At 63.8% G+C, this 22,823-nt stretch carries 20 protein-coding genes; 15 read left to right on the top strand and 5 right to left on the bottom strand.

What is annotated here, in order from left to right:
• Nucleotides 1-12: 12 nt before the first annotated feature.
• Nucleotides 13-873 (bottom strand): CoA transferase subunit A, encoded by an 861-nt coding sequence (locus tag M1D34_RS17825; protein WP_088199880.1) that lies wholly within the window; start codon nt 871-873, stop codon nt 13-15.
• Nucleotides 874-1,004: 131 nt separating this feature from the next.
• Between M1D34_RS17825 and M1D34_RS17830 the strand changes: the two genes are divergently transcribed.
• A complete protein-coding gene (locus M1D34_RS17830) occupies nt 1,005-1,760 on the top strand; it encodes an IclR family transcriptional regulator (protein ID WP_498783325.1) in 756 nt (251 codons plus the stop codon).
• 122 nt (nt 1,761-1,882) lie between these two features.
• On the opposite strand, the gene ggt is transcribed toward M1D34_RS17830, so the two are convergent.
• Nucleotides 1,883-3,628, bottom strand: a complete 1,746-nt coding sequence (gene ggt, locus M1D34_RS17835) for a gamma-glutamyltransferase (protein WP_498783327.1) — start codon at nt 3,626-3,628, stop codon at nt 1,883-1,885.
• 212 nt (nt 3,629-3,840) lie between these two features.
• Entirely contained in the window at nt 3,841-4,521 is a 681-nt protein-coding gene (locus M1D34_RS17840; protein ID WP_153405068.1) for a sulfite oxidase-like oxidoreductase, read from the bottom strand.
• 154 nt (nt 4,522-4,675) lie between these two features.
• On the opposite strand from M1D34_RS17840, the gene pobA reads away from it, so the two are divergent.
• The 3 genes from pobA to M1D34_RS17855 all read left to right on the top strand — a co-directional run bounded on the left by pobA (nt 4,676) and on the right by M1D34_RS17855 (nt 8,894).
• Nucleotides 4,676-5,848 carry a 4-hydroxybenzoate 3-monooxygenase gene (pobA, locus tag M1D34_RS17845; RefSeq protein ID WP_003529476.1) on the top strand — a complete coding sequence of 391 codons (1,173 nt, stop codon included), beginning with the start codon at nt 4,676-4,678 and terminating at the stop codon, nt 5,846-5,848.
• Between the two features lie 91 nt (nt 5,849-5,939).
• A complete protein-coding gene (locus tag M1D34_RS17850; protein ID WP_498783330.1) occupies nt 5,940-6,860 on the top strand; it encodes a LysR family transcriptional regulator in 921 nt (306 codons plus the stop codon).
• Nucleotides 6,861-7,004: 144 nt separating this feature from the next.
• Nucleotides 7,005-8,894 (top strand): bifunctional sugar phosphate isomerase/epimerase/4-hydroxyphenylpyruvate dioxygenase family protein, encoded by a 1,890-nt coding sequence (locus M1D34_RS17855; RefSeq protein WP_498783332.1) that lies wholly within the window; start codon nt 7,005-7,007, stop codon nt 8,892-8,894.
• 196 nt (nt 8,895-9,090) lie between these two features.
• Here M1D34_RS17855 and pcaQ read toward each other — a convergent pair whose 3' ends face one another.
• Nucleotides 9,091-10,032: a pca operon transcription factor PcaQ gene (pcaQ, locus tag M1D34_RS17860; protein ID WP_498783334.1), complete on the bottom strand. Its 942-nt coding sequence runs from the start codon at nt 10,030-10,032 to the stop codon at nt 9,091-9,093.
• A 94-nt stretch (nt 10,033-10,126) separates the two neighbouring features.
• Here pcaQ and pcaD point away from each other — a divergent pair, with 94 nt between their 5' ends.
• The 5 genes from pcaD to M1D34_RS17885 all read left to right on the top strand — a co-directional run bounded on the left by pcaD (nt 10,127) and on the right by M1D34_RS17885 (nt 13,878).
• The gene (gene pcaD / locus M1D34_RS17865) at nt 10,127-10,933 is read left to right on the top strand and encodes a 3-oxoadipate enol-lactonase (protein WP_498783336.1); all 807 of its coding nucleotides are present in this window, start codon (nt 10,127-10,129) and stop codon (nt 10,931-10,933) included.
• Nucleotides 10,930-11,337, top strand: a complete 408-nt coding sequence (gene pcaC, locus M1D34_RS17870) for a 4-carboxymuconolactone decarboxylase (protein WP_014530107.1) — start codon at nt 10,930-10,932, stop codon at nt 11,335-11,337. The genes pcaD and pcaC overlap by 4 nt, the downstream gene beginning before the upstream one ends.
• A gap of 16 nt (nt 11,338-11,353) precedes the next feature.
• On the top strand, nt 11,354-12,115 hold the full coding sequence (pcaH, locus tag M1D34_RS17875) for a protocatechuate 3,4-dioxygenase subunit beta (protein WP_498783338.1): 762 nt from the start codon (nt 11,354-11,356) through the stop codon (nt 12,113-12,115).
• Between the two features lie 10 nt (nt 12,116-12,125).
• Nucleotides 12,126-12,740 carry a protocatechuate 3,4-dioxygenase subunit alpha gene (gene pcaG, locus M1D34_RS17880; protein ID WP_003529487.1) on the top strand — a complete coding sequence of 205 codons (615 nt, stop codon included), beginning with the start codon at nt 12,126-12,128 and terminating at the stop codon, nt 12,738-12,740.
• A gap of 82 nt (nt 12,741-12,822) precedes the next feature.
• Nucleotides 12,823-13,878, top strand: coding sequence for a 3-carboxy-cis,cis-muconate cycloisomerase (locus M1D34_RS17885; protein ID WP_003529488.1), 1,056 nt, complete (start codon nt 12,823-12,825; stop codon nt 13,876-13,878).
• Between the two features lie 13 nt (nt 13,879-13,891).
• Here the strand turns inward: M1D34_RS17885 and M1D34_RS17890 are convergent, their stop codons facing one another.
• Entirely contained in the window at nt 13,892-16,519 is a 2,628-nt protein-coding gene (locus tag M1D34_RS17890) for a malto-oligosyltrehalose synthase (RefSeq protein ID WP_498783341.1), read from the bottom strand.
• Nucleotides 16,520-16,699: 180 nt separating this feature from the next.
• On the opposite strand from M1D34_RS17890, the gene msuE reads away from it, so the two are divergent.
• The 6 genes from msuE (at nt 16,700) to M1D34_RS17920 (ending at nt 22,779) form a co-directional block, all read left to right on the top strand.
• Complete coding sequence (gene msuE / locus M1D34_RS17895; protein ID WP_498783342.1) at nt 16,700-17,257, top strand: FMN reductase; 558 nt, start codon at nt 16,700-16,702, stop codon at nt 17,255-17,257.
• A gap of 88 nt (nt 17,258-17,345) precedes the next feature.
• A complete protein-coding gene (locus M1D34_RS17900) occupies nt 17,346-18,695 on the top strand; it encodes an LLM class flavin-dependent oxidoreductase (protein WP_498783344.1) in 1,350 nt (449 codons plus the stop codon).
• A 16-nt stretch (nt 18,696-18,711) separates the two neighbouring features.
• A complete protein-coding gene (locus M1D34_RS17905; RefSeq protein WP_498783346.1) occupies nt 18,712-19,557 on the top strand; it encodes an ABC transporter permease in 846 nt (281 codons plus the stop codon).
• A 96-nt stretch (nt 19,558-19,653) separates the two neighbouring features.
• Nucleotides 19,654-20,646 (top strand): ABC transporter substrate-binding protein, encoded by a 993-nt coding sequence (locus tag M1D34_RS17910; protein ID WP_498783348.1) that lies wholly within the window; start codon nt 19,654-19,656, stop codon nt 20,644-20,646.
• Between the two features lie 10 nt (nt 20,647-20,656).
• The gene (locus M1D34_RS17915) at nt 20,657-21,427 is read left to right on the top strand and encodes an ABC transporter ATP-binding protein (RefSeq protein WP_003537466.1); all 771 of its coding nucleotides are present in this window, start codon (nt 20,657-20,659) and stop codon (nt 21,425-21,427) included.
• Between the two features lie 179 nt (nt 21,428-21,606).
• Complete coding sequence (locus M1D34_RS17920) at nt 21,607-22,779, top strand: ABC transporter substrate-binding protein (protein ID WP_498783350.1); 1,173 nt, start codon at nt 21,607-21,609, stop codon at nt 22,777-22,779.
• Nucleotides 22,780-22,823: the final 44 nt, after the last annotated feature.

Consider the following 22,823-nt stretch of genomic DNA (forward strand, 5'->3'; position numbering starts at 1 on the left):
TTTTTCTTCCCCTCAAGCAACCTTGGCCGCGGTCTTCGCGGCGTGGCGGGCGAAGTCCTCGGGCTTTGCGGCAAGGACGTTCTCCCTGATCCATGCGGTGAACGTCTCCCGGTCGCGGGCAATCTCGTCCCAACGGATGTAGAAGGCGTTGGAGCGGGGATAGTAACCATGCGCATAGGACGGGAAGGCGCCGCCCGGCACATGCGCGACGGCAGTCACCGCCCAGCCCGGCAGCACCACCGAATTGGGCGAGGGCGGTGAGAGTTCGTCGACGATCTCCTCGACCGTCACGATCGAGCGCCTGGCGGCGAGCACCGCTTCCTTCTGCACGCCGACGATCCCCTCGATCAGGACGTTGCCGTTGCGGTCGGCACGCTGGGCATGGATGATCGTCACGTCCGGGCGGATTGCAGGCACCGCGGCGAGCACCTCGCCGGTGAAGGGGCAGTTCACGCTTCTGATATTGAGGTTCACCTTAGGCAGGTCGGCGCCGATATAGCCGCGGAAGGCCGCAAAAGGCAGGTTCGCGGCACCCGCCTCATAGGCATTGGCCATGGCGGCATGCGAATGCTCCTCGATCTCGAGCGGTCGCGGCCATTGGTTCTCGACCGCATCGCGAAAGCGGTGCAGCGAGCCGACGCCCGGATTGCCGCCCCAGGAGAACTTCATGCCCCGTGCTGCACCGACTCCGATCAGCTGGTCGTAGAGGATGTCGGGCGTCATGCGCACGAGGAACAGGTCCTTCCGGCCCTGGCGAATCACCTCGTGCCCCGCGGCGTAGGGGATCAGGTGCGTGAAGCCCTCCATCGCAACAGTATCGCCGTCTCTGACATTCTCCTCTACCGCCTCGGCGAGAGACATTATCCGCGCCATCGTTTTGCCCCGGTGATGTTCGAGCCGAATAAGCGCCTGTTCTTCGCAAGCGTCAATTTACTTCGTGCGGTATTTGACATTTGTTCATATATCGCACAAAAAAAGGAGGCCAGAGACCGGCAGGAGGCACAATGCGTGAAACGGATTTCGTCAGCGGCTTTGCACGCGGTTTGAAGGTGATCGAAGCCTTCGGCGAGGCGCAGCCGCGGCTTTCGATTGCCGATGCCGCGAAGATCACCGGGCTCGACCGGGCGACGGTCAGGCGATCTCTGCTGACGCTTTCGCAGCTTGGTTACGCCGATTACGACGGCAAGTTCTTCACGCTCACACCGAAGATCCTGAGGCTCGGCCATGCCTATCTTTCGGCGACGCCGCTGCCGACCATCGTCCAGCCTTACCTGGACCAGCTCGCGGAAAAGGCCGGGCAGAGCGCCTCCGCCTCGGTGCTCGACGGCACCGAGATCGTCTATGTGGCACGCGCGTCGCAGCGCCGGGTGATGTCGATCAACCTGACGCCCGGCTCGCGTCTTCCCGCCTACTGCGCCTCGATGGGGCGGGTGTTGCTTGCCTCATTGCCCGAGGCCGAGGCACGCGACATTCTCGGACGTTCCGAATTGAAGGCGAACACACCGCTGACGCGAACCGATCCGGAAGAGCTTTTGGCGGAATTGCGGCGGGTTCGCGACGAGGGCTATGCGATCATCGACCAGGAACTGGAGCTCGGCCTCTGCTCGATCGCGGTACCGGTCGCCAATGATCGCGGGCAGGTGCTCGCGGCCCTGAATATCGGCGCATCTGCCGCCCACGTGCCGGCCCGCGAGATGGCCGAGCGCTTTCTGCCGCTGCTCAGGGAAACACAAGCCGCGTTGCGGCTTGTGTTTCGCTAGATCACGATGATTCTGGCTTGAGTCGGCCTAGAATCATGAACGTGATGGATTCAATAGGTTAGAACGGGATGCGGGCGGAAAACCGCACACACTTTTCCTCATCCCGCTCTAGCCATCGCCCCTCAATATCCCCGCGCAGCACCTGCGCCGATGCGGCTGTCGACGGCGCCGTTGTAGCGGGCGCCGCCGCCAGCCTCGATCTCGGCGACGTTCTCGCCGCCGACGAGGATGCCCGCTGCCTGGCCCCAGATCATCCAGTTCTCGTCGACCTGAACGTCATGGCCCATGGCGGAAAGCAGTTTGCGCGTATCGGGCGAAAGAGCATAGGGCTCCATGAAGACCTTGTCCGGAAGCCACTGATGGTGGACTCGCGGCGCGTCGACGGCCTCCTGAATGTTCATGCCGTGGTCGATCACGTTGATGATCGCTTCCAGCGTGATGGTGATGATGCGGGCGCCGCCGGGGCTGCCGATCACCATGAACGGCTTGCCGTCCCTGGAGATGATCGTCGGGCTCATCGATGAAAGCGGCGTCTTGCCAGCTTCGATCGCATTCGCCTCGCCCTGCACGAGTCCATAGAGATTGGGGGTGCCCGGCTTGGCGGTGAAATCGTCCATCTCGTTGTTGAGGAGAATACCCGTGCCGGGCGCGACGACGCCCGCGCCGAAGGAGCCGTTCAGCGTGTAGGTCACCGCGACCGCATTCCCCTCGTCGTCGATGATGGAATAATGGGTCGTCTCCTTGCTTTCGGTAAAGCCCGCCGGCATCAGCTCCCGGGAAACGCCGGCCTTGAAGGGGTCGATCTTGGCGCGGATTTCTTTCGCGTAGCTCTTGTCGACGAGCTTTGCGACCGGGTTCTCGACGAAGGCCGGGTCGCCGAGCGCGGTGTTGCGATCCACATAGGCGTGGCGCATCGCCTCGATCATCGCATGCACCGTCTCGGCAGAGCCATAACCGAGATAGGAGAGCGGATAGCCTTCGAGGATGTTGAGGATCTCGCAGATGATCAATCCGCCTGACGATGGCGGCGGCGAGGAGACGATGTCATAGCCGCGGTAGTTGCACTTGACCGGCTCGAGCTCGCGGACCTGATAGCGTTCGAAATCCTCCTTGGCGAGAATGCCGCCCTTATCCGCGCTCGCCTTGACGATCGCGTCGGCGATCGCACCCTTGTAGAAGGCGTCCGTGCCTTTTTCGGCGATGCTCGAAAGCGAAGCGGCAAGATCGGTCTGGATCAGCCGGTCACCGGCTGCAAAAGGCTTGCCGTCCGGCTTCAGGAAGATCGCGGCGGCAGCCGGATCCCTGGCGAGCCGCTCGGTCTCGCCGTCGAAAGACTCGATATCGCCCTGTTGGAGCACGAAGCCTTCTCGCGCGAGCTCGATCGCCGGATCGATCAGTTCCTTCAGCGGCTTGGTGCCGTAACGGCTGCGCGCGAACTCGAAACCCATGACCGGTCCGGGCACGCCGACGGCGAGATAGCCTTCGGTGCTCAATCCCTCGACGAGATCGCCCTTGTCGTCGAGATACATGGTCTTGGTGGCGGCGAGAGGCGCGCGCTCGCGAAAATCGAGGAAGGTCGTCTTGCCGTCCTTGAAGCGGATGGTCATGAAGCCGCCGCCGCCGATGTTGCCGGCGGTAGGGTAGACGACGGCGAGGGCATAGCCGACCGCAACCGCCGCATCGATCGCATTGCCGCCCTTCTTCAGGACCTCGACGCCGATGTCGGATGCAAGATGCTGGGCGGTCACGACCATGCCGTGCTCTGCCTTGACCGGCTCCGGCGAGGCCGCCAGGCCCTGCCGCGGTGCGAACGTACTCAGCGCGACGATCAGGGTAATGGATAGGGATTTCAGGCAGGGACTGCGCATGCTTTCCTCCCGGACAGGAATGTTGGCTTCAAGTTCGGCGCGGGGATGCGTTACCGCTCCCTCAACCGGGGACTGTAGCATCAAAAATTACGAGTTACAGTCGAAGACGGAGCGTTAGAGCATTTCCGCTTTTTCTCCGAATCGCGGAAACTCTCTTTTTCCGAAATTCCGGGCGGAAAACCGCACACACTTTTCCTCATCCCGCTCCAGCGTCAATCGCCGGAATAGCGCTCCTCCAGCCACGGGTCGCCCCGCATGTGGTAGCCGTTCCGCTCCCAGAAGCCTGCCGAATCGGCCGCGCGGAAATCGATGCGCTGCAGCCATTTGGCGCTTTTCCAGAAATAGAGATGCGGGACCACCAGGCGCATCGGCCCACCATGGGCTCGCGTGATCGGCGCGCCTTCCCAGGCAGTCGCGAGGATCGCGTCCTCGGCGGCAAAATCGGCGAGCGGCAGGTTGGTGGTGTAGCCGTCAAAGCTCGTCAGCATGACATAGGCGGCCTCGGGCTTCGGCATGACGCGATCGAGGAGGTCGCGCGTGGATACACCGTGCCAATTGTTGTCGTAGCGCGACCAGGTCGTCACGCAGTGGATGTCCGACAGGCTGTCGCTCTGAGGCAGCGCCTGGAAGGCGTTCCAGTCGAGCGAGAGCGGGTTCTCGACGAGGCCGGTGACGTCGAGCCGCCACGTCTCGTGGGTCAGGTGCGGCTGCTGCCCGAGATCGAGAACCGGCCAGTCCCTGACGAGATGCTGACCGGGCGGCAGGCGGTCCGTCTCAGGACGGGCAATGCGGCCGGTGAGAAACTTGCCGTCGGCCGCCCAGCGGCGCTTCGTGGAAGTCAGCTTGGTTTCCGGCGCCTGTGTTTCGTCGGCCACGACTGCTCTCTCCTGCATGTTTTCTTTGATCGTATCGCGATTGACGGAAAAAAGCATGCATCAGATCAAAGCGCTACAGCCGAGCCGCCGGCGATGTACGATATCTGTAAGAATTCGCGTGCCGATTCCGGCGGGACAGCTGCAATTTCCTGGGGGAAGTGGGAGGACAATCATGCGCACTCAGGTCGTCATCATCGGCTCCGGGCCTTCGGGGCTCCTGCTCGGGCAATTGCTGACGGAAGCGGGGATCGCCAATGTTATCCTCGATCGCGCGACCAAAGCTCACATTCTCGGCCGTGTGCGCGCCGGCGTTCTGGAGGAAGGCACGGTGCGGCTGATGGAGGAGGCGGGCTGCGGCGCCCGCATGCATGCCGAGGGCCTGCCGCATGACGGCTTCTCGCTCGCCTTCGACGGGCGCGACCATCGCATCGACCTCTTTGGCCTGACCGGCGGAAGGCGGGTGATGATCTACGGGCAGACGGAACTCACCCGCGACCTGATGGACCATCGCGAACGGGTCGGGGCGCTCTCGATTTACGAAGCGGCGAACGTGATGCCGCGGGATTTCGACGGGCGGACGCCGCATGTCGCCTATGAGAAGGACGGGATCGCGCAGCGCATCGACTGCGACTTCATTGCCGGCTGCGACGGCTTTCACGGTGTCAGCCGACGTTCCCTGCCGGAAAAGGCCATCCGCAATTTCGAGAAGATCTACCCCTTCGGCTGGCTCGGCATCCTTGCCGACGTGCCGCCGGTCGACCACGAACTGGTCTATGCCAACCACCCGCGCGGCTTCGCGCTCTGCTCGATGCGCTCGCACACGCGCAGCCGCTATTACATCCAGTGTCCGCTCGAGGAGAAGATCGAGGACTGGGACGATCAGCGCTTCTGGGACGAATTGCGCCGCCGCCTGCCCGCCCATCACGCCGAGCGCGTGGTCACGGGGCCCTCCTTCGAGAAGTCCATCGCGCCGCTCCGCTCCTTCGTCGCCGAGCCGATGCGGTTCAATCGGCTGTTCCTGGCGGGTGACGCCGCCCATATCGTTCCGCCGACCGGCGCCAAGGGCCTGAACCTCGCGGCGAGCGACGTGCACTATCTGTTCGAGGGATTGCTCGAACACTATCAGGACCGCTCGAATGCCGGCATCGACGCCTATTCGGCCCGCGCGCTCGCCCGTGTCTGGAAGGCGGTGCGCTTCTCCTGGTGGATGACGACAATGCTGCACCGCTTTCCGGAGACCAGCGACTTCGACCAGAGAATCCAGGAGGCGGAACTCGACTATCTCACCCATTCGCGCGCGGCGGCGACCGCGCTCGCGGAGAATTACGTGGGGTTGCCGTTTTGAGGCCGCGCGCAAACCTTCCTGGACGCTACTTGCGCGGGGATACCGGCTCTGCTCGACTGTCGCCGGTGAGGCAGCTGCCAGGGAGGGTGCGATGGGGCTTACGCTACGCCAGATCGAAGTGATCCGGGCGGTGATGATCGCCGGCACCATCGCCGGCGCGGCGCGTCTGATGAATGTCGCCCAGCCGGGCGTCAGCCGGACTATGAAGCATATCGAAAGCGCGCTGGGGATAAAGCTCTTCGTCAAGAAGGCCGGCCGTTACGTGCCGACCGACGAAGCGCGCGACATCTTCGCCCAGCTCCAGGAAGTTCATCGCAAGGTCGACGACCTGCAATTCTCCATCGGCCAACTGGAGCGCGGACGAGGTGTGGAACTCGCGCTCGGCTCGGTGCCGAGCATTGCGAATGCGATGATGCCGCAAGCCATCGCCGGGCTCATGCGGCGTTATCCGGACATCCGCATCAATTTCGATATTCTGAGGATAGAGGAGGCGATCGATTACCTGTTGCTCGGCAAAGGAGAGCTGGTCGCGATGAGCTATCATTTCACCCATCCTTCGATCACTTTCGAGCCCCTGTCCAAAGGGCACCTCGTCTGCATCGCCGCCAGGGAGCATCCGATTGCCGGGCGGTCCAGGATTTCCGCCCGCGAGATCGCCGAGCATCCGCTCATCGGTATCGACCCGCGCGATCCCTACGGGGCGATAATGGCGGGCATATTCGAGAGGGAGAAGCTGGAATATCGTACCCCGATCAGGGCGCGTTTCGGCACGACGGTTTGTGCGCTGGTCAAGCGGAATCTGGGCATCGCGGTCATCGACGCCTTCACCGTGGGCGGTATGGCCGACCAGGGACTGGCCGTCATTGCGATCACCGAGGACACGGAGTTCCAGACCTATGTCGCCTATCGCGCCGACGCCGCGCTGTCCAGCTATGCCGAGCGGTTGGTGACGACGCTGCGCCGCGTCATGGACGACTCGACCGGCCGTTCGCGTGGCGGCCGAGATGCATAACAAAACGGTATGGAGGACGGAAAAAACGGTATTTGCGGTATAGGTAAGAAGTAACGATCATCGAGCCTTCGACGCTTCGCCTTTTCCGGAAGCAAGCCGGCCCTGACACCCGGCAAAGGACGAGGCCAGCGAGAGGAGATCGGCATGAAGACCTCGATCGCGACCGTTTCGATCAGCGGCACTCTTTCGGAGAAGCTCGCCGCCGTCGCTGCGTCAGGCTTCGATGGCGTGGAGATATTCGAGAACGATTTCCTGACCTTCGACGGCTCGCCGGCGGAGGTCGGCCGCATGGTCCGCGATCACGGGCTGGAGGTGACGCTTTTTCAGCCGTTCCGCGATTTCGAAGGTCTGCCGGAACCGCACCGGTCGCGTGCTTTCGACCGGGCGGAGCGCAAGTTCGACGTGATGCAGGAGCTTGGAACGGAACTGATGCTCGTCTGTTCCAGCGTTTCCCCGCTCGCATTGGGCGGCATCGACCGCGCTGCCGACGATCTGCTGGAGCTGGGCGAGAGGGCGGCCAGGCGCGGCTTGCGCGTCGGCTACGAGGCGCTTGCCTGGGGCCGACATGTCAACGATCATCGGGATGCTTGGGAAATCGTGCGGCGGGCGGACCACCCGAATATCGGGCTGATCCTCGACAGTTTCCACACCCTGTCGCGCAATATCGACCTGCGGTCGATCCGCTCCATTCCGGGGGACCGCATCTTCATCGTTCAGCTCGCGGACGCGCCGCGGATCGAGATGGATCTGCTTTATCTCAGCCGCCATTTCCGCAACATGCCCGGCGAAGGCGATCTTCCGGTCGTCGATTTCATGCAGGCTGTCGCCGCGACCGGCTATGACGGCGCCCTGTCGCTCGAAATCTTCAACGACCAGTTCCGGGGCGGATCACCCAGGGCGATCGCCGAGGACGGGCATCGTTCGCTGGTCTATCTGATGGATCGGGTCAAGCGGCGCGAGCCGGTGGCGAAGAGCGCGCTGGCGATGCCCGACCGGGTGGAGGTGCTGGGCGTCGAATTCGTGGAGTTCACCGCCGATCGGGCGGAGGCGGAGACGCTCGGCTCGCTTCTGGGAACCATGGGTTTTCACGCCGTCGCCTCTCATCGCGAGAAATCGGTGACGCTATGGCGCCAGGGTCGCGATCATGGAGGCGTAAACATCGTCATCAACACCGAGCAGCAGGGCTTCGCTCATTCGAGCTACCTGGTGCACGGGGCATCGGCCTATGCGGTCGGCCTGAAAGTACCCGATGCCTCCGCCGCCATCGAACGCTCGCGCGCGCTCGGCGCCGAAATATTCCTGCCCGAGGCGAACGAAGGCGAGGGGGCGATGGCCGCAATCCGCGGCATTGGCGGCGGGTTGATCTATTTCCTGGACGAGGCCGACGACGTCTGGTCGCGCGAGTTCGTCTGGTCGGGGGCGACGCCCCAAGGCGCATCGCCGCTCCTCGCCATCGACCATGTGGCGCAATCCATGCAGGCGGAGGAGCTCCCGAGCTGGCTGCTCTTCTACACGTCTATCCTCGATGCCGACAAATTGGCAGAGGTCGATATCGTCGATCCCGCCGGTCTGATCCGCAGCCAGGTCGTTGAGAATGCGAGCGGGACGCTTCGGCTGACGTTGAACGGAGCGGACAACCACCGCACGCTGGCAGGCCACTTCATCGCAGAGAGCTTCGGCTCGGGTGTCCAGCATGTGGCCTTCCGCACCGACGATATCTTTGCAGCCGCCGACCATATGCTCCGCAGCGGCTTTCGCCCATTGGCAATCTCGCGCAACTATTACGACGACATCGAGGTGCGGTTCGGGCTCGAACCTGACTTCGTCGACCGGCTCAGGGATGAGAGCATCCTCTATGACCGCGATGAGGATGGCGAGTATTTCCAGATCTACGGCCCGACCTATGGAGAAGGCTTCTTCTTCGAAATTGTCGAGCGGCGCGCCGGTTATCGCGGCTACGGCGCAGCCAACGCGCCCTTCCGCATCGCCGCCCAGAAACGCTCGCTTAGGCCCGCCGGGATGCCGGCCCTTTAGGTTCTTCCCGCGAGTCGTCTCCCCTTGTGGGGCAGGGCTATCGCATATGGCCGATTTCGAGGAATCGAATGGCGAACAGAACGGAATCGCATCGAGAACAAACCCTTCGATGTTCCATGCCTGTTCCGCATATGCGATTCCCCTGCCTTGTGGGGGAGATGCCCGGCAGGCCAGAGGGGGTTCGATAACCCCAGTGCTAGGCCGTCCTCTTTGCTTCCGCAGCCATCGCCGTCCCCGCCGCTTCACGCAGCGTCTGCATCAGGATCGAGAGCGGCAGCGACGGGATCGCGTCGGTGCGCATGGTAAGCCCGACGGGTCCCCTCGTCTCGCTCGTGTCGACCGGCAGCGCCGCCAATACGCCATCCGCGATATCCGTGGCGACGACGCCCGCCGATATGATCCAGATGGCGTCGCTGGAGCGTACGAAGGCCCGGCCGAAGGAGTCGGAAACGGTCTCGATCTGGTTCGGCAGGCCGGCAATGCCGCTGGCGATCAGGAAATGCTCGACGAAGGGGCGGATGATCGAGGCGCGGGTAGGCATCAGCACCGGATAGTCGCTCAGATGCGCGAATAAAGACTGCCTGCCGGAGATGAGCGGATGCCCGGCCCGCACCGCGAAGACCACCTGTTCCGAGTAGAGATGCTCGAACGAAAATCCGGTCATCTTGTCCGGAGCGGCGAGCCTGCCGACGACGAGGTCGAGATCGCCGATGCGCAATTGTTCGAGAAGCACTGCGTTTTCACCGGTGACGATCTTGATGCGTGCGCCGGTCTTCTCTTTCAGGAAGAGCGCGATGGCGCGCGGCATGATGCGGGTCGAAACGGTCGGAAGCGCACCGACGCGGATCGGCGGGCCTTCGCCGGACCGCTCCTGCGAGACGGAATCGAGGCCTTGGCGCAGCGCCGTCAGCGCGGCGCCAGCATGGCGCAGAAAGACCTCGCCGTAGCGCGTGATCTTGATGCCACGCCCCTCGCGCTCGAAAACCGCGACGCCCAGAACCTCTTCGAGTTCCCGGATCGTCTTGGTGACCGCCGGTTGCGTGACATGCAGGAGTTCGGCCGCCTTCACCACGCTCTTCTGGCGTGCGACCTCGACAAATGTCTGCAGATGGCGAAACTTAACGCGAGCGTCGATCACGGATCGTATAACCCCCTGGTTAAGGGAAAGCCACGAAATATCATTTTACCTAACCGGATGAAACATCCAATTCTGACGACGGAGGAGAACTGCCGTGCAATTCACCCGCATCAACGACGTCACGATTCACTATCGCGTGGTTGGCGCGGTCACGGAAAAGCCCGCGCTCGTCTTCATCAACTCGCTCGGCACGGATTTCCGTATCTGGCGCGATGTCGTCCTCCGGCTGGCCGGCCATTTTGCCATCGTGCTCTATGACAAGCGTGGCCATGGGCTGTCCGATATCGGCCAGGTTCCCTATTCCATCGAGGACCATGCGACCGATCTCGCCGGACTCCTCGATCGCCTCGCCGTGAAACAGGCGATTGTTTGCGGACTTTCGGTGGGCGGTCTCATCGCGCAATCGCTCTACGGCCGCCGCCCCGACCTCGTGCGCGCGCTCGTGCTTTCCGGCACCGCCCACAAGATCGGCACCGTCGAGTTCTGGGACGCCCGCATCACGGCGATCGAGGCGCACGGCATCGAGGCGGTCGCCGATGGCGTGCTCGAACGCTGGTTCACCCCGGCCTTTCGGCGGCCCGAAAACCTCGCCTTCACCGGCTACCGCAACATGCTGGTCCGCCAGCCGGTGCCGGGCTACGTCGGCACCTGCGCCGCCATCCGCGACGCCGATTTCACGGAAGCCGCAGGCAGGATCGCGGTTCCGGTGCTCTGCGTCGTCGGCGACCAGGACGGTTCGACGCCGCCCGATCTGGTCCGCTCGACGGCCGATCTCATACCGGGCGCGCGCTTCGAAGTGATCCGCGGGGCGGGACATATACCCTGCGTCGAGCAGCCGGAAGCCTTGTCGTCGGTGCTGAGACGCTTCTTCCGATCCGTGTTGTCTGGAGGCAAACCATGAGCGATACCCTTGCGCCTTCCGGGCGCTACCGACAGGGAATGGCGACGCGCCGCGCCGTTCTAGGCGACAATCACGTCGACCGGGCGGCGTCGGCATCGACCGATTTCGACCGTCCTTTCCAGGAGCTGATCACCGAGGCGGCATGGGGGCATGTCTGGTCGCGTCCCGGCTGGACGAAGCGGGAGCGGTCGATCGTCACCATCGCCCTGCTTGCCGCTCTCGGACAGGACGAGGAGGTGGCCATGCATGTCCGCGCCACGGCCAATACCGGGGCGACGCGCGAGGATATTTGCGAGGCACTGCTGCATGTCGCCATCTATGCAGGCGTTCCGGCGGCCAATCACGCGATCAAGATCGTCAAGCAGGTGTTCGCGGAAATGGATGCCGGCACGGTTGCTCGATAGGCGAGGGAGAAGGACGATGCCCGACAATCAAAATGGCAGACGGAACGGCAAGTCCGAAACGGGCGCCTTTTTTGCCCGCGACCGCGCCTGGCACCCGCCGGCCTTCGCGCCCGGCTACAAGACCTCCGTGCTGCGTTCGCCGCAGAAGGCGCTGCTGTCGCTCGACGGCACGATATCGGAGATCACCGGACCGGTCTTCGGCCATTCGATGTTGGGCGAGCTCGACAACGACCTGATCCATAACTTCGCCAGTCCCGGTGAAAGTGCGATCGGCGAACGCATCATCGTCCATGGCCGCGTCCTCGACGAACGCGGCCATCCGGTTCATGGCGTGCTCGTCGAGTTCTGGCAGGCGAATGCCGGCGGACGCTACCGTCACAAGAAGGAAAGCTATCTCGCGCCGCTGGACCCGAATTTCGGCGGTTGCGGCAGAACGATCACCGACGAGGAAGGCCGTTACTGGTTCCGTACGGTCAGGCCCGGCGCCTATCCATGGCCGAACGGGGTCAACGACTGGCGGCCCGCCCATATCCATTTCTCGGTCTTCGGCCACGGTTTCGCCCAGCGCCTGATCACGCAGATGTATTTCGAAGGCGATCCGATGATCTGGAAATGTCCGATCGTCGGCACGGTCCCTGACCGCCGGGCGATCGAGCAGCTGATCGCGGCTCTCGACTGGGGCAACACCGTGCCGATGGATGCGCGCGCCTACAGGTTCGACATCGTGCTGCGTGGCCGCCGCTCGACCTTCTTCGAAAACCGGCCGGAAGGGAATTGAGGACGCACCGATGGTTCAGGATCTCAGCACCCTCAAGGAAACCGCGTCGCAGACGGCCGGACCCTATGTCCATATCGGCTTGACGCCGAATTTCTGCGGCATCGGCGGCGTATATGAGGGCGACCTCGGCGCTTCGATGGTCAACGACAAGACGCTCGGTCAGCGCATCACCGTGACCGGTCGCGTCATCGACGGCGCCGGAATGCCCCTCAGGGACGCACTTCTCGAAATCTGGCAAGCGGACGCAGCCGGGCTCTACAATTCCCCGTCGGAGCTGCGCGGTACGGCGGACCCGAACTTTACCGGCTGGGGACGCTCGCCGACGAGCGACGAGGGCGGCGTCTTCACTTTCGAGACGGTGAAGCCGGGCCGCGTTCCATTCCGCGACGGCCGGCTGATGGCCCCGCATATCAGCATCTGGATCGTCGCGCGCGGCATCAATATCGGCCTCCACACGCGCATGTATTTCCCAGACGAGGCGGCGGCGAACGCCGAAGATCCGCTGCTTGCCCGCATCGAGCACCGCCACCGGGCCGAGACGCTTGTCGCGGCGGGTCAGGCGCCTAATTATGTCTTCGACATTCATCTCCAGGGCGAGAAGGAAACGGTCTTCCTGGATATTTGATCGTTCGGCAGCCCGCCCCCGCGTTGCCGCATGCGTGTGAGGCTCCCTTCGAACCGAAGGGAGCGAGAGCTGGAGATGCGGCATGACCTATTCGGCCTTCGATCACCCCTATCTTTCCGGCCTTCTCGGAGACGAGGCGGTGGCGGCGGAATTCTCCGTCGTCGCCGATGTTCGCGCCATGCTGGCCTTCGAGGCGGCGCTTGCGCGTGCCGAGGCGCGCCACGGCGTCATCCCCGAAGCGGCCGCCAATCGCATTGCCGAGGCATGCCGTGGCTTCTCTCCGGACGTCGGCGCCATGCGCCGGGCAACTGCCATCGACGGTGTCGTCGTTCCCGAGCTCGTGCGGCAATTGCGCCGGGCGGTCGGCGAAGAGGCGGCGGAACATGTCCATTTCGGAGCCACCAGCCAGGACGTGGTCGATACCAGCCTCATGCTGAGGCTGAAGGCGATCGCGGAACTTTTCTCCGGCCGGGTCGGCGACGTCGTGACGGCGCTCGAAGCTTGCGGGCGGCACTGGGGCGAGCGTGCGCTGACCGCCCATACGCGGATGCAGCCGGCGATCCCGATTACGGTGGCCGACCGACTGCGGAGCTGGATCGAGCCGCTGCTCGACCATCAGGACAGGCTGGATGCCACGGGCACGGACATTTTCGCGGTGCAGTTCGGAGGAGCCGCCGGCACGCTCGAAAAGCTCAAGGGCAAGGCCGACATCGTCCGCGCGACGCTGGCGGAGGAACTCGCGCTGGTCGACTGCCCGCAATGGCACAGCCAGCGCCTGCCGATCGCCGATTTCGCCCACCTCCTGTCGCTCGTCACCGGCAGCCTCGGCAAGTTCGGTCAGGACGTGGCGCTGATGGCGCAGGCGGGAGACGAGATCGTGCTTGCCGGCGGCGGCGGCTCCTCGGCCATGCCGCACAAGCAGAATCCGGTCGCCGCGGAGGTGCTGGTGACACTCGCCCGCTTCAACGCGACGCAGGTTTCCGCCATCCACCAGTCGCTGGTGCACGAGCAGGAGCGCTCGGGCTCCGCCTGGACGCTCGAATGGCTGATCCTGCCGCAGATGGTCGGCGCGACGGCGGCCGCATTGAGGCTCGCCGCCGAGCTCGCCGGCAATGTCCGGCGGCTGGGGCGGGTGTGAGGTTGATCCGTGCTCACGCCTCGACCAGCAAGGCGACGGGGAAGTCCCGTAGAACGTCCGCCACGGCAAGAAGAGGCCGAGGCTCGGTGACGCCGCCGGTCAGGAGATTGCACATGGGCTTGAATTGGCAGCCCTCGGGCCAGGCGAGGAAGGTGTTTCGCCACAGTTCCGGACGGATGGACAGGCGACCGTCTGGCGTCTGGCCGAAGACAAGCCGCGGGATGACTGTGAGCGCAAAGCCATCCCTGCTGCGACGCATGAAAGCGGCTGCGTGGCGGGCACCCGGACCTTCGACGCGCACTGCGCGGTATTCGCCTCCCGCAAGACAATCCGCGCCGCGCCCCCGGCGATAGTTCAGGCCTATTGAGATCAGCCTCTGCTTGCAGTCCTCGAAATCGCCGATCGTCGGCGCTTGGGGTAGCTGGGAAAGCGAGCCGCGCGGTGAAAAGCCGCGGCGGTTGTCGGGATCGACGAGGGAAAGGTCGATGCGTTCGCTGCCCTGATAGATATCGGGAATGCCGGGCGCGGTGAGCTTCACCAGCGCTTGCGAGAGGCTGTTGATCAGCCCGGCATGGATGAACGGTCCGGCCGTTTTCTCGAAATCGCCGAGGAAAGACCGGTTATGCCGATCCAGGAGATCGCCGAGAAAGGCCTTGATCGCTGCTTCATAGCGCTCGTTCGGATCGTCCCAGCTCGTCCTGAGCTTTGCCTCCCGCAGCGCCTTCACGGCGAAATCGACCATCCGCTCGTGCAGGGAAATCAGGTCGTCTTCGTCACCAAGGGGCGCGATCGGCCAGACGCCGAGCAGGCTCTGATAGAGGAATTGCTCGACCGGAGCGTCCGGTTTCTCGCCGGCCGGGAGTCGGCCCATGCTTTCCGCATTCATCCCGTGCCAGCGGTCCACCGCTGCAGCCCAGACGTCCGGTGCCTCGCTGACGACGTGGAGCCGGGCGCGCGCATCCTCCCCCCGCTTGGTGTCGTGCGTGGAGGTAGCCGAAAGGCCGTGCGGCATCTGGCTTGCGCGATCCTGCATCATCGCATGAAAGCGGCCGACGCCGCCGGGCGTCCAGAAGGGGGAGGCACCCACCTCGTTCGCCGCGAGATAATCGCCTCTCCGATAGAAGAAGGTGTCCTCGACCGCCTTGGCCATGACTGCGCCGCTCAACTGCTGAAACCGCGTGCGGAATTCGGACCGCAGCTTGCCGTCCGCCGAGTCGACCGGCGCCCTGAGTGCGGAAACGATCGCTGCGATCTCGGCGCCGGCGCCGGGCGCGCGCGCCGCTGCCTTCGCTGCTATCCCGTCGAGGATGCGGCTGTCGCGCGCTCCGGCCCCCTGGTCGCCGACATAGGTCCGATAGACGGGCAGTGCCGCCATCAGCTGGCGAATGGCCTCACCGGTCCGCACGTTCTGATCCGGAGCCCCATCGCCTGTGAAGCGAGCGGCCAGTCCGGTCAGCCGCCGGACTTCCGTATTGAAATTGCGGCCGAGGACCTGAAGCTTGCATCCCGTGACCGCCTCTTCGGCCGCGGATCGCCTTTCCTCGCCTGAAAGCCACGAAGACGGAGTGTCGTCGGAAAGAAGATCCGCGAGGGCCGATATGAACTCGTAGCCCGTGGCCCCCTCGACTGCCCAGTCCTCCGGCAGCGTTTCGTTCTCCCCGAGTATTTTCTCGACGATGATATAGGTGCCGTCGCCGGCCTCCCGGCGGAGCCGATCGAGATAGCCCTTCGGATCGGCCAGGCCGTCGATGTGGTCGATCCTGAGCCCATCGATCAGGCCTTCCCGGACGAGGGCGAGCGCGAGCCGGTGGGTCTCCGTGAACACCGCTTCATCTTCGACGCGCATGCCGATGAGGCCGGCGACCTCGAAAAACCGTCGGTAGCTGAGCTTGTCCCGGGCCGTCTGCCAGCTCATCAGCCGCCAGGATTGCATTCGATGCAGCCGGTCGAACTGCAGTGTGTCCGCGGAAAACCGCGCGAGACATTGGTCGAGCTCGGCCGCGATCGACGGCGTCGCGACGACAGAGGCGATTTCCGCGTGGAACTGTGCGGCGGTTTTCCGTTCGGCCGTGCCGGCGACAGCCGCGATCCTTTCGAGCGCGGCATTGCCGTTGCCGGGGATCGCCGCATAGCTGGTGGGATTGAGCGGATAGAGAGCCTCGTAATATCGAAGCGCCAGGCAGCGGTGCTCGTGGTCGTATGCAAGGCGCAGATTGCCGGCTGCGACCTCTTCCTCAAACGACTTTCCGAGGAAGGGGAGCGTGAGCGGCTCCCGCCAGTCGATGTCGAAATAGTCGGCAAATCCGCTAAGGCGGCCCCATTCGATCACGCTGTGCCACCAGTCATTCTCGAGATGCGCGGCCATGTGGTTCGGGACGATGTCCAGAACGAGACCGAGTCCTTCGGCTTTCAGCGCATGAGCGAGCCGCACAAATCCATCGTAGCCGCCCAGGGCCGGGTCGATCTCGTTGTAGTCGACGATGTCGTAGCCGTGGGCCGACCCGCGGACCGCGGTGAAAAGGGGCGAGGCGTAGAGGTGAGAGATGCCGAGCCCGACGAAGTGCGGGATCAACTCCACGGCTTTTGCGAAGTCCATCCCGTTGCGGAACTGGAGACGGTAGGTTGCGTCGGGCAGATGCATGGCGGTCTTGCACTTGTCTGGCGGTAACACCGCGGCCGGTGCTTTGTTCCCCGAGGGACGCCCCCAAAGCAAAGTCTTCTTGTTCGCGTATCGGGAATAGAATGGCGTTCCTTTAGTCTACTAAGATTATAGATTTTGATGAATACCACCGAAGCATGGATCTCACGGGGAGCTAAAGCGATGCCGCAGACACGAGTGGTGGGTATTTCAGGCAATATCACGCGTCCGTCCAGGACACGCGCCTTCGTGGACCATATCGTCCACCGGCTGGCGGTCGATGCCGGCGCGTCGGCGCAGACCTTCGATATCGAGGATTTCGGGGCGTCCCTGCTCCCTGCGAGAAGGCTCGACGAACTCGCGCCGGAGGCGCGTTATGTCGTCGGCCAGATACTTGCAGCCGACATCCTGGTGGTCGCGTCGCCGACCTTCAAGGGAAGCTATACCGGCCTCTTCAAGCACGTCTTCGACCTGCTCGATCCCTCCTCGCTCCGCGGCAAGCCCGTCATCCTCGCCGCGACCGGGGGCGGGGAACGCCACTCGCTGATGGTGGAGCATCAGTTGCGGCCACTGTTCGGCTTCTTCGAGGCATTGGCGATGCCGACTGCGATCTACGCCTCCGACAAGGACTTTGCCGACGGCGCTCTCGCCTCGGAGGCGATCCATGCCCGCGTCTGCAGGGCGGTCGGCGAGGCAACGCAGGCGCTCGCGCGCGCCGCCAGGGCAAGCTTGGCGGCCTAGCCGCAAATTCAATCACACCAACCCGGTTTGCGTCGGCTATCGAAGCGAAGTGACGCCGGCCCGTGAAGCAAATCCAACGGAGGCAGCAATGACCAGACAGATCAAGCTTGGAGCCTTTCTCCCCGGCGGCGGCCAGCATATTGCCGCGTGGAGGCATCCGGACGCTCCGGCAGACGGTGCCACGAATTTCGAATTCCACAGAAGGCTCGCCGAGACCGCGGAGCGCGGTCTGTTCGACGCCTATTTTCTCGCCGACAACCTCTCCGTCGGGCTCGGCGGCCGCGAAGGCGGCAATGCGAAGATCGCCGGTTTCGAGCCTGTCACCCTCTTTGCAGCACTCGCGCCGCTGACGACCCATCTGGGCTTCATCGCCACGGCGTCGACGACCTATGAGGAGCCCTACACGCTCGCCCGCAAGTTCGCCTCGCTCGACCTTCTTTCCAACGGGCGGGCAGGCTGGAACGTGGTCACCTCCGCCGGCGACGAGACGGCACGCAACTTCAACAGAGAAACCCAGCCGAGCCACGCCGACCGATACGAGCGCGCGCACGAGCACGTCGAGACCGTCAAGGCTCTGTGGGACAGCTGGGAAGATGACGCCTTCATCCGTGACAAGGCGACCGGCCGCTTCTTCGACGCCGGCCGGGTTCACGACATCGACCACAAGGGCAAGCATTTCAGCGTCAAAGGACCGCTGAACGCGCCGCGTCCCGTACAGGGGCACCCGGTCGTGGTGCAGGCGGGGCAATCCGAGGACGGACGCAGGCTAGCGGCGGTCAGCGCCGAGGTGATCTTCACCGCCCATCAGAACCTCGCTTCGGCGCAGGAATTCTACCGTGACATCAAGGCACGGGTGAAGCGCGCCGGGCGCAACCCCGAACATGTTCTGATCATGCCGGGGGTGGCCCCCTTCGTCAGCCGGACCGAAGAGGAGGCGCGCTCCAAATATGAAGAGCTGAATGCGCTGATCGTGCCGGAGGACGGCGTGGCGCTGTTGAATGGCTTGACCGGCGGCACGCTCGACCTGACGGGATATCCGCTCGATGGGCCCTTACCCGTCAGCAATGAGACAGAGGGGATGAAAAGCCGGCAGGCGCTGATCCGGAAGATCGCGGATGAGCATGGCTTCACCATCCGCCAGCTCTATCGGTGGATCGCGACCGCACGCGGTCACTACACCGTCGTCGGCAGCGCCGAGCAGGTCGCCGATCAGCTTGAGGAGTGGTTCCTGAGCGAAGCCGCCGACGGGTTCAACATCCTGCCGCCATGGCTTCCGGGCGCTCTCGACGATTTCGTCGATCTGGTCATCCCAATACTGCAGACACGCGGCCTATTCCGCACCGCCTATGAGGGGCGGACGCTGCGGGAAAATCTCGGTCTTCCCCGTCCGGCGAACCCGTGGACTTTGGCGCGCGCCACCGTCCAGGCGGCCGAGTAAGAGGGGAGACACGAAAATGAGCTTGCAGGAACTCGACAGGTCGATCATCCACGAAGGCGGCAGCGTCAGCGCAAAAGCGGACGAGTATCTCCGCCGGTCAGGCGCCGCCGCCGGCAGCTGGCTGTCGCGCTACGGACTGCTCATCGCCTTTCTTGCGCTCTGGCAGGCGGCCAGCACCGCCGGCTGGATCAACCCGGCCGTGTTTCCGTCCGTCGGTGCCATCCTTTCCGCCCTGTGGACGGGAATTTCCGGTGGAGCATTGCTCGACGACATCGCGATCAGTCTTCAGCGCTCCGGCACCGCCTTCGTAGGCGCGGTAGCTCTGGCCATACCGCTCGGCCTCTTGATGGGGCAGGTGCGTGCGATCGAGAACGCACTCGATCCCGTCCTCCAGCTTTTCCGCCAGACGTCCGCGCTCGCTCTCTATCCGGTTTTCATCCTGCTTCTCGGACTCGGCGAGGCCTCGAAAGTCTTCGTCATCTTCTGGGCGACGCTCTTTCCGCTGCTCCTGAGCACCATCAGCGGGGTCAAGGAAGTGGATTCGAAGCTGATCGAGATGGCGCGGGTCTATGGCGCGTCGCGTCTCACTGTCTTCCGTCGCGTGATTCTCCCGGGCGCCGTTCCTTCGATTTTCGTCGGCCTGCGCTTGAGTGCAACGACTGCCCTGCTGCTGCTCATCGCATCCGAGATGATCGGAGCCAACAAGGGCATCGGCTTCCAGGTCATGAACGCCCAGTACAATTTCCAGATTCCCCTGATGTTCGCGGCGATCTTCATTCTGGCCGGGCTCGGGCTCGTCTCCAACTACGCGCTGGTCTTTGCGCAGCGCCGCCTCTGCCGCTGGAGCGACGCCTCGAACTAGAGCGATTCCAGGAAAAGTGCGCAGCGGTTTTCCATCCGGAGTTGCGGCAAAACGGCCTCGACATTCGAAACTTCCAGATCACGGAAAAGGTGACACATGACGATTTCCATTCGCGCCCTCGCATTCGGCAGCCTGTTCTCGATCGGTCTTTCCAGCCTTGCGGCAGCAGAAGCTCCGGAACCGGTGACGCTGCGGTTCCTTGCGAGCCAGGGCAGCCTATCGCCGCACGAACTCGCCTATGAGCTCGGCTATTTCGACGACCTCGGCATCAAGCTCGAGAATGTCGGTTATGCGGGAGGCGGACCCGCATCGCTGTTCGCGCTTGCCTCCGGCAGCGTCGACATCGGCTCGGCGGCGACCGCAGCCGTCATCAACTCGATCGCCGGCGGAAACGATTTCGTCCCGGCCTTTCCGACCAACGGAATCAACGAGCAGGTCAAGAGCATCTTCTACGTGCTCGACGACAGCCCGATCAGGACCATCGAGGATATCGCAGGTAAGACGATCGCGGTGAATACGCTCGGGGCGCATCTCGACTATGCGGTACGCGAGGCGCTGCACGGCAAGGGCTTGCCCGAAAACGCAGCGAACCTCGTCGTCGTACCCGGGCCGCAGCTCGAACAGACGCTCCGGTCGAACCAGGTCGACATCGCCGCCGTGGGATACTGGCAGGCGACCTTCAACGGCCAGATCGTCGATCACGGCGGGGTGCGCGCGGTCTTCGACGATACGGATGTGCTCGGTGAAATTGCAGGCGGTTTTGCGGTTCTCAGGCGGGATTTCGTGGAGAAGAATCCGGTCGCCGCCAGAAACTTCGTAGAACAGTCCGCGCGCGCCGCCGACTGGTCACGCGAGCATCCGGAAGAAGCGCGGGCCGTGCTGGACCGTATTCTGACCGAGCGCGGCGAAAACGGCGATCTCGCCAGGCATTGGACGGGATTCGGTCTGCGGAAGGGCGCGCAAGCGACCGAGCGGGATCTGGATTTCTGGATCGGCGTTCTCGAGCGCGAGGGCAGCCTGCCGCAGGGCAAATACAAGGCTTCCGATCTTCTGTTCCGGCCGGATGCGACGTCCGCCGCGGCGAATTGAGGTGGTGAAAATGGCTGAAGTCAGAAGCCTGCGCAGAGGGGAGGTGGCGCTGCGCGATCTCTCGAAATCCTTCCAGATCAACGGACGGCCGCTCAGCGTCCTAAGGAACCTCAATCTGGACATCCGGTCCGGGGAATGCCTTGCAATCGTGGGCGCAAGCGGATCGGGCAAGACGACATTGCTGCGGGTTCTTGCGGGTCTCGAGACGGCCGATGCGGGCCGGGTATTGATCGACGGCCGGCCGGTTTCCGGTGTGGGCAGGGAGCGGGCGGTCATCTTCCAGGAGCCGCGGCTGCTTCCATGGCTGACGGTCCTCGGCAATGTGGCGTTCGGCCTGAAGGTCCGAGGCGAGGATTCCGGACGCGCCGAGCAGCGTGCACGTCACTACATCTCGCTTGTCGGCCTTGCCGATTTCCAGGATGCCTATCCGAAACAGCTATCGGGTGGAATGGCACAGCGGGTCGGGCTTGCGCGAGCGCTGACGGTAAAGCCCGAGATCCTGCTGCTCGACGAGCCGCTGGGCGCCCTCGATGCGATGACGAAACTGACGATGCAGCAGGAGCTCGAGCGCATCTGGCGGGAGGAGAACGTGACGATGGTTCTTGTCACGCACGATCTCGAGGAGGCCATCTATCTGGCGGATCGTGTCCTGATACTGCCGAAGCAAAAGGACGGAGCGCCGAGAGCGATCGACATCGACTTGCCCCGGCCGCGCGATCGCAGCGGCGCACGCTTCGTGCGCTACAGGCAGGAGCTGCTTCGGGAATTCGGACTGCACTAAGGCCCGCGCGCTTCCTCCATAATCCCCGCACAAAACAATAACCGGGGGATTATGGATTTCCGCCCATATTTCATTTTTGCATCACCGTTTGACATGGCAGACTGCCCGCTGTCGATCGCGATTGATGTAAAAGGAAGCGATGCCGGCCGGGAGTAGCGGACGTCGCGGGGGGAGGAAATATGAGAAGGATCATTCTGGCCGCGCTCGCGGCTCTGGCAACGAGCGTCGCGGCGCAGGCGGATACGATCAAGGTCGGAGTCGTCGGGCCGTTTTCCGGTCCCTTTGCGCTGCAGGGCAAGAACTTCAAGGCGGGCATCGACGCCTATATGGCGGTGAACGGCGCCAAGGTCGGCGACGACGACATCGAGATCATCTACCGTGACGTGCCGCAGGCGGACCCGGCCCAGTCCAAGGCGCTGGCGCAGGAGCTGGTCGTAAAGGAAGGCGTGCAATATCTCGCCGGCTTCTATTTCACGCCCGACGCGATGGCCGTCACGCCGCTGCTCGAGCAGGCGAACGTGCCGCTGGTGATCATGAATGCCGCCACGTCGGCGATCGTCACCAAGAGCCCGCTCGTGGTGCGCACCTCCTTCACGCTTTGGCAGACATCCACGCCGATCGCCAAGGTGGCGAAGGATGCCGGCGTCTCGAAGATCATCTCCGTGGTCAGCGATTACGGCCCGGGTGTCGATGCGGAGAACGCATTCAAGGCCGGCTTCGAGGCGGCGGGCGGCGAGATCGTCGAGGCGATCCGCATGCCGCTCTCGACCAACGATTTCTCGCCGATCATGCAGCGCATCAAGGATTCCGGTGCCGAAGGCGTCTTCGCCTTCCTGCCGTCCGGCCCGACGACGCTCGGCTTCGTCAAGGCGTTCAACGAAAACGGCCTGAAGGACGGCGGCATCAAGTTCTTCGCGCCGGGCGACCTCACCCAGGAATCCGACCTGCCGGCGCTGGGCGACGCCGCGCTCGGCCTGCAGACGACCTTTCACTATGCCGTTTCGCATGACTCACCGGAAAACAAGGCATTCGTCGAGGCGGCCGGCAAGGCGATCGGCAATCCGGCCGAGCTTTCCTTCCCCGCGGTCGGGGCCTATGACGGCATGCATGTCATCTACAAGATGATCGAGGCGACAGGCGGCGAGCAGGATGCCCGGAAGGCGGTCGACGCCGTGAAGGGGCTCTCCTGGACAAGCCCCCGCGGGCCGGTCTCGATCGACCCAGAATCGCGCCATATCACCCAGAACATCTATCTGCGCGAAGTCGCCAAGGCCGATGACGGCACCTATTACAACAAGGAGATCCAGACCTTCGAGAAACAGGGCGATCCGGGTCTAGCCGCGGTGAAATGATCGGCGGCCCGCTGTATGCGACGGCTGCATCGTTGGTTTGGCGG

The organism is Ensifer sp. D2-11 (assembly GCF_054161295.1).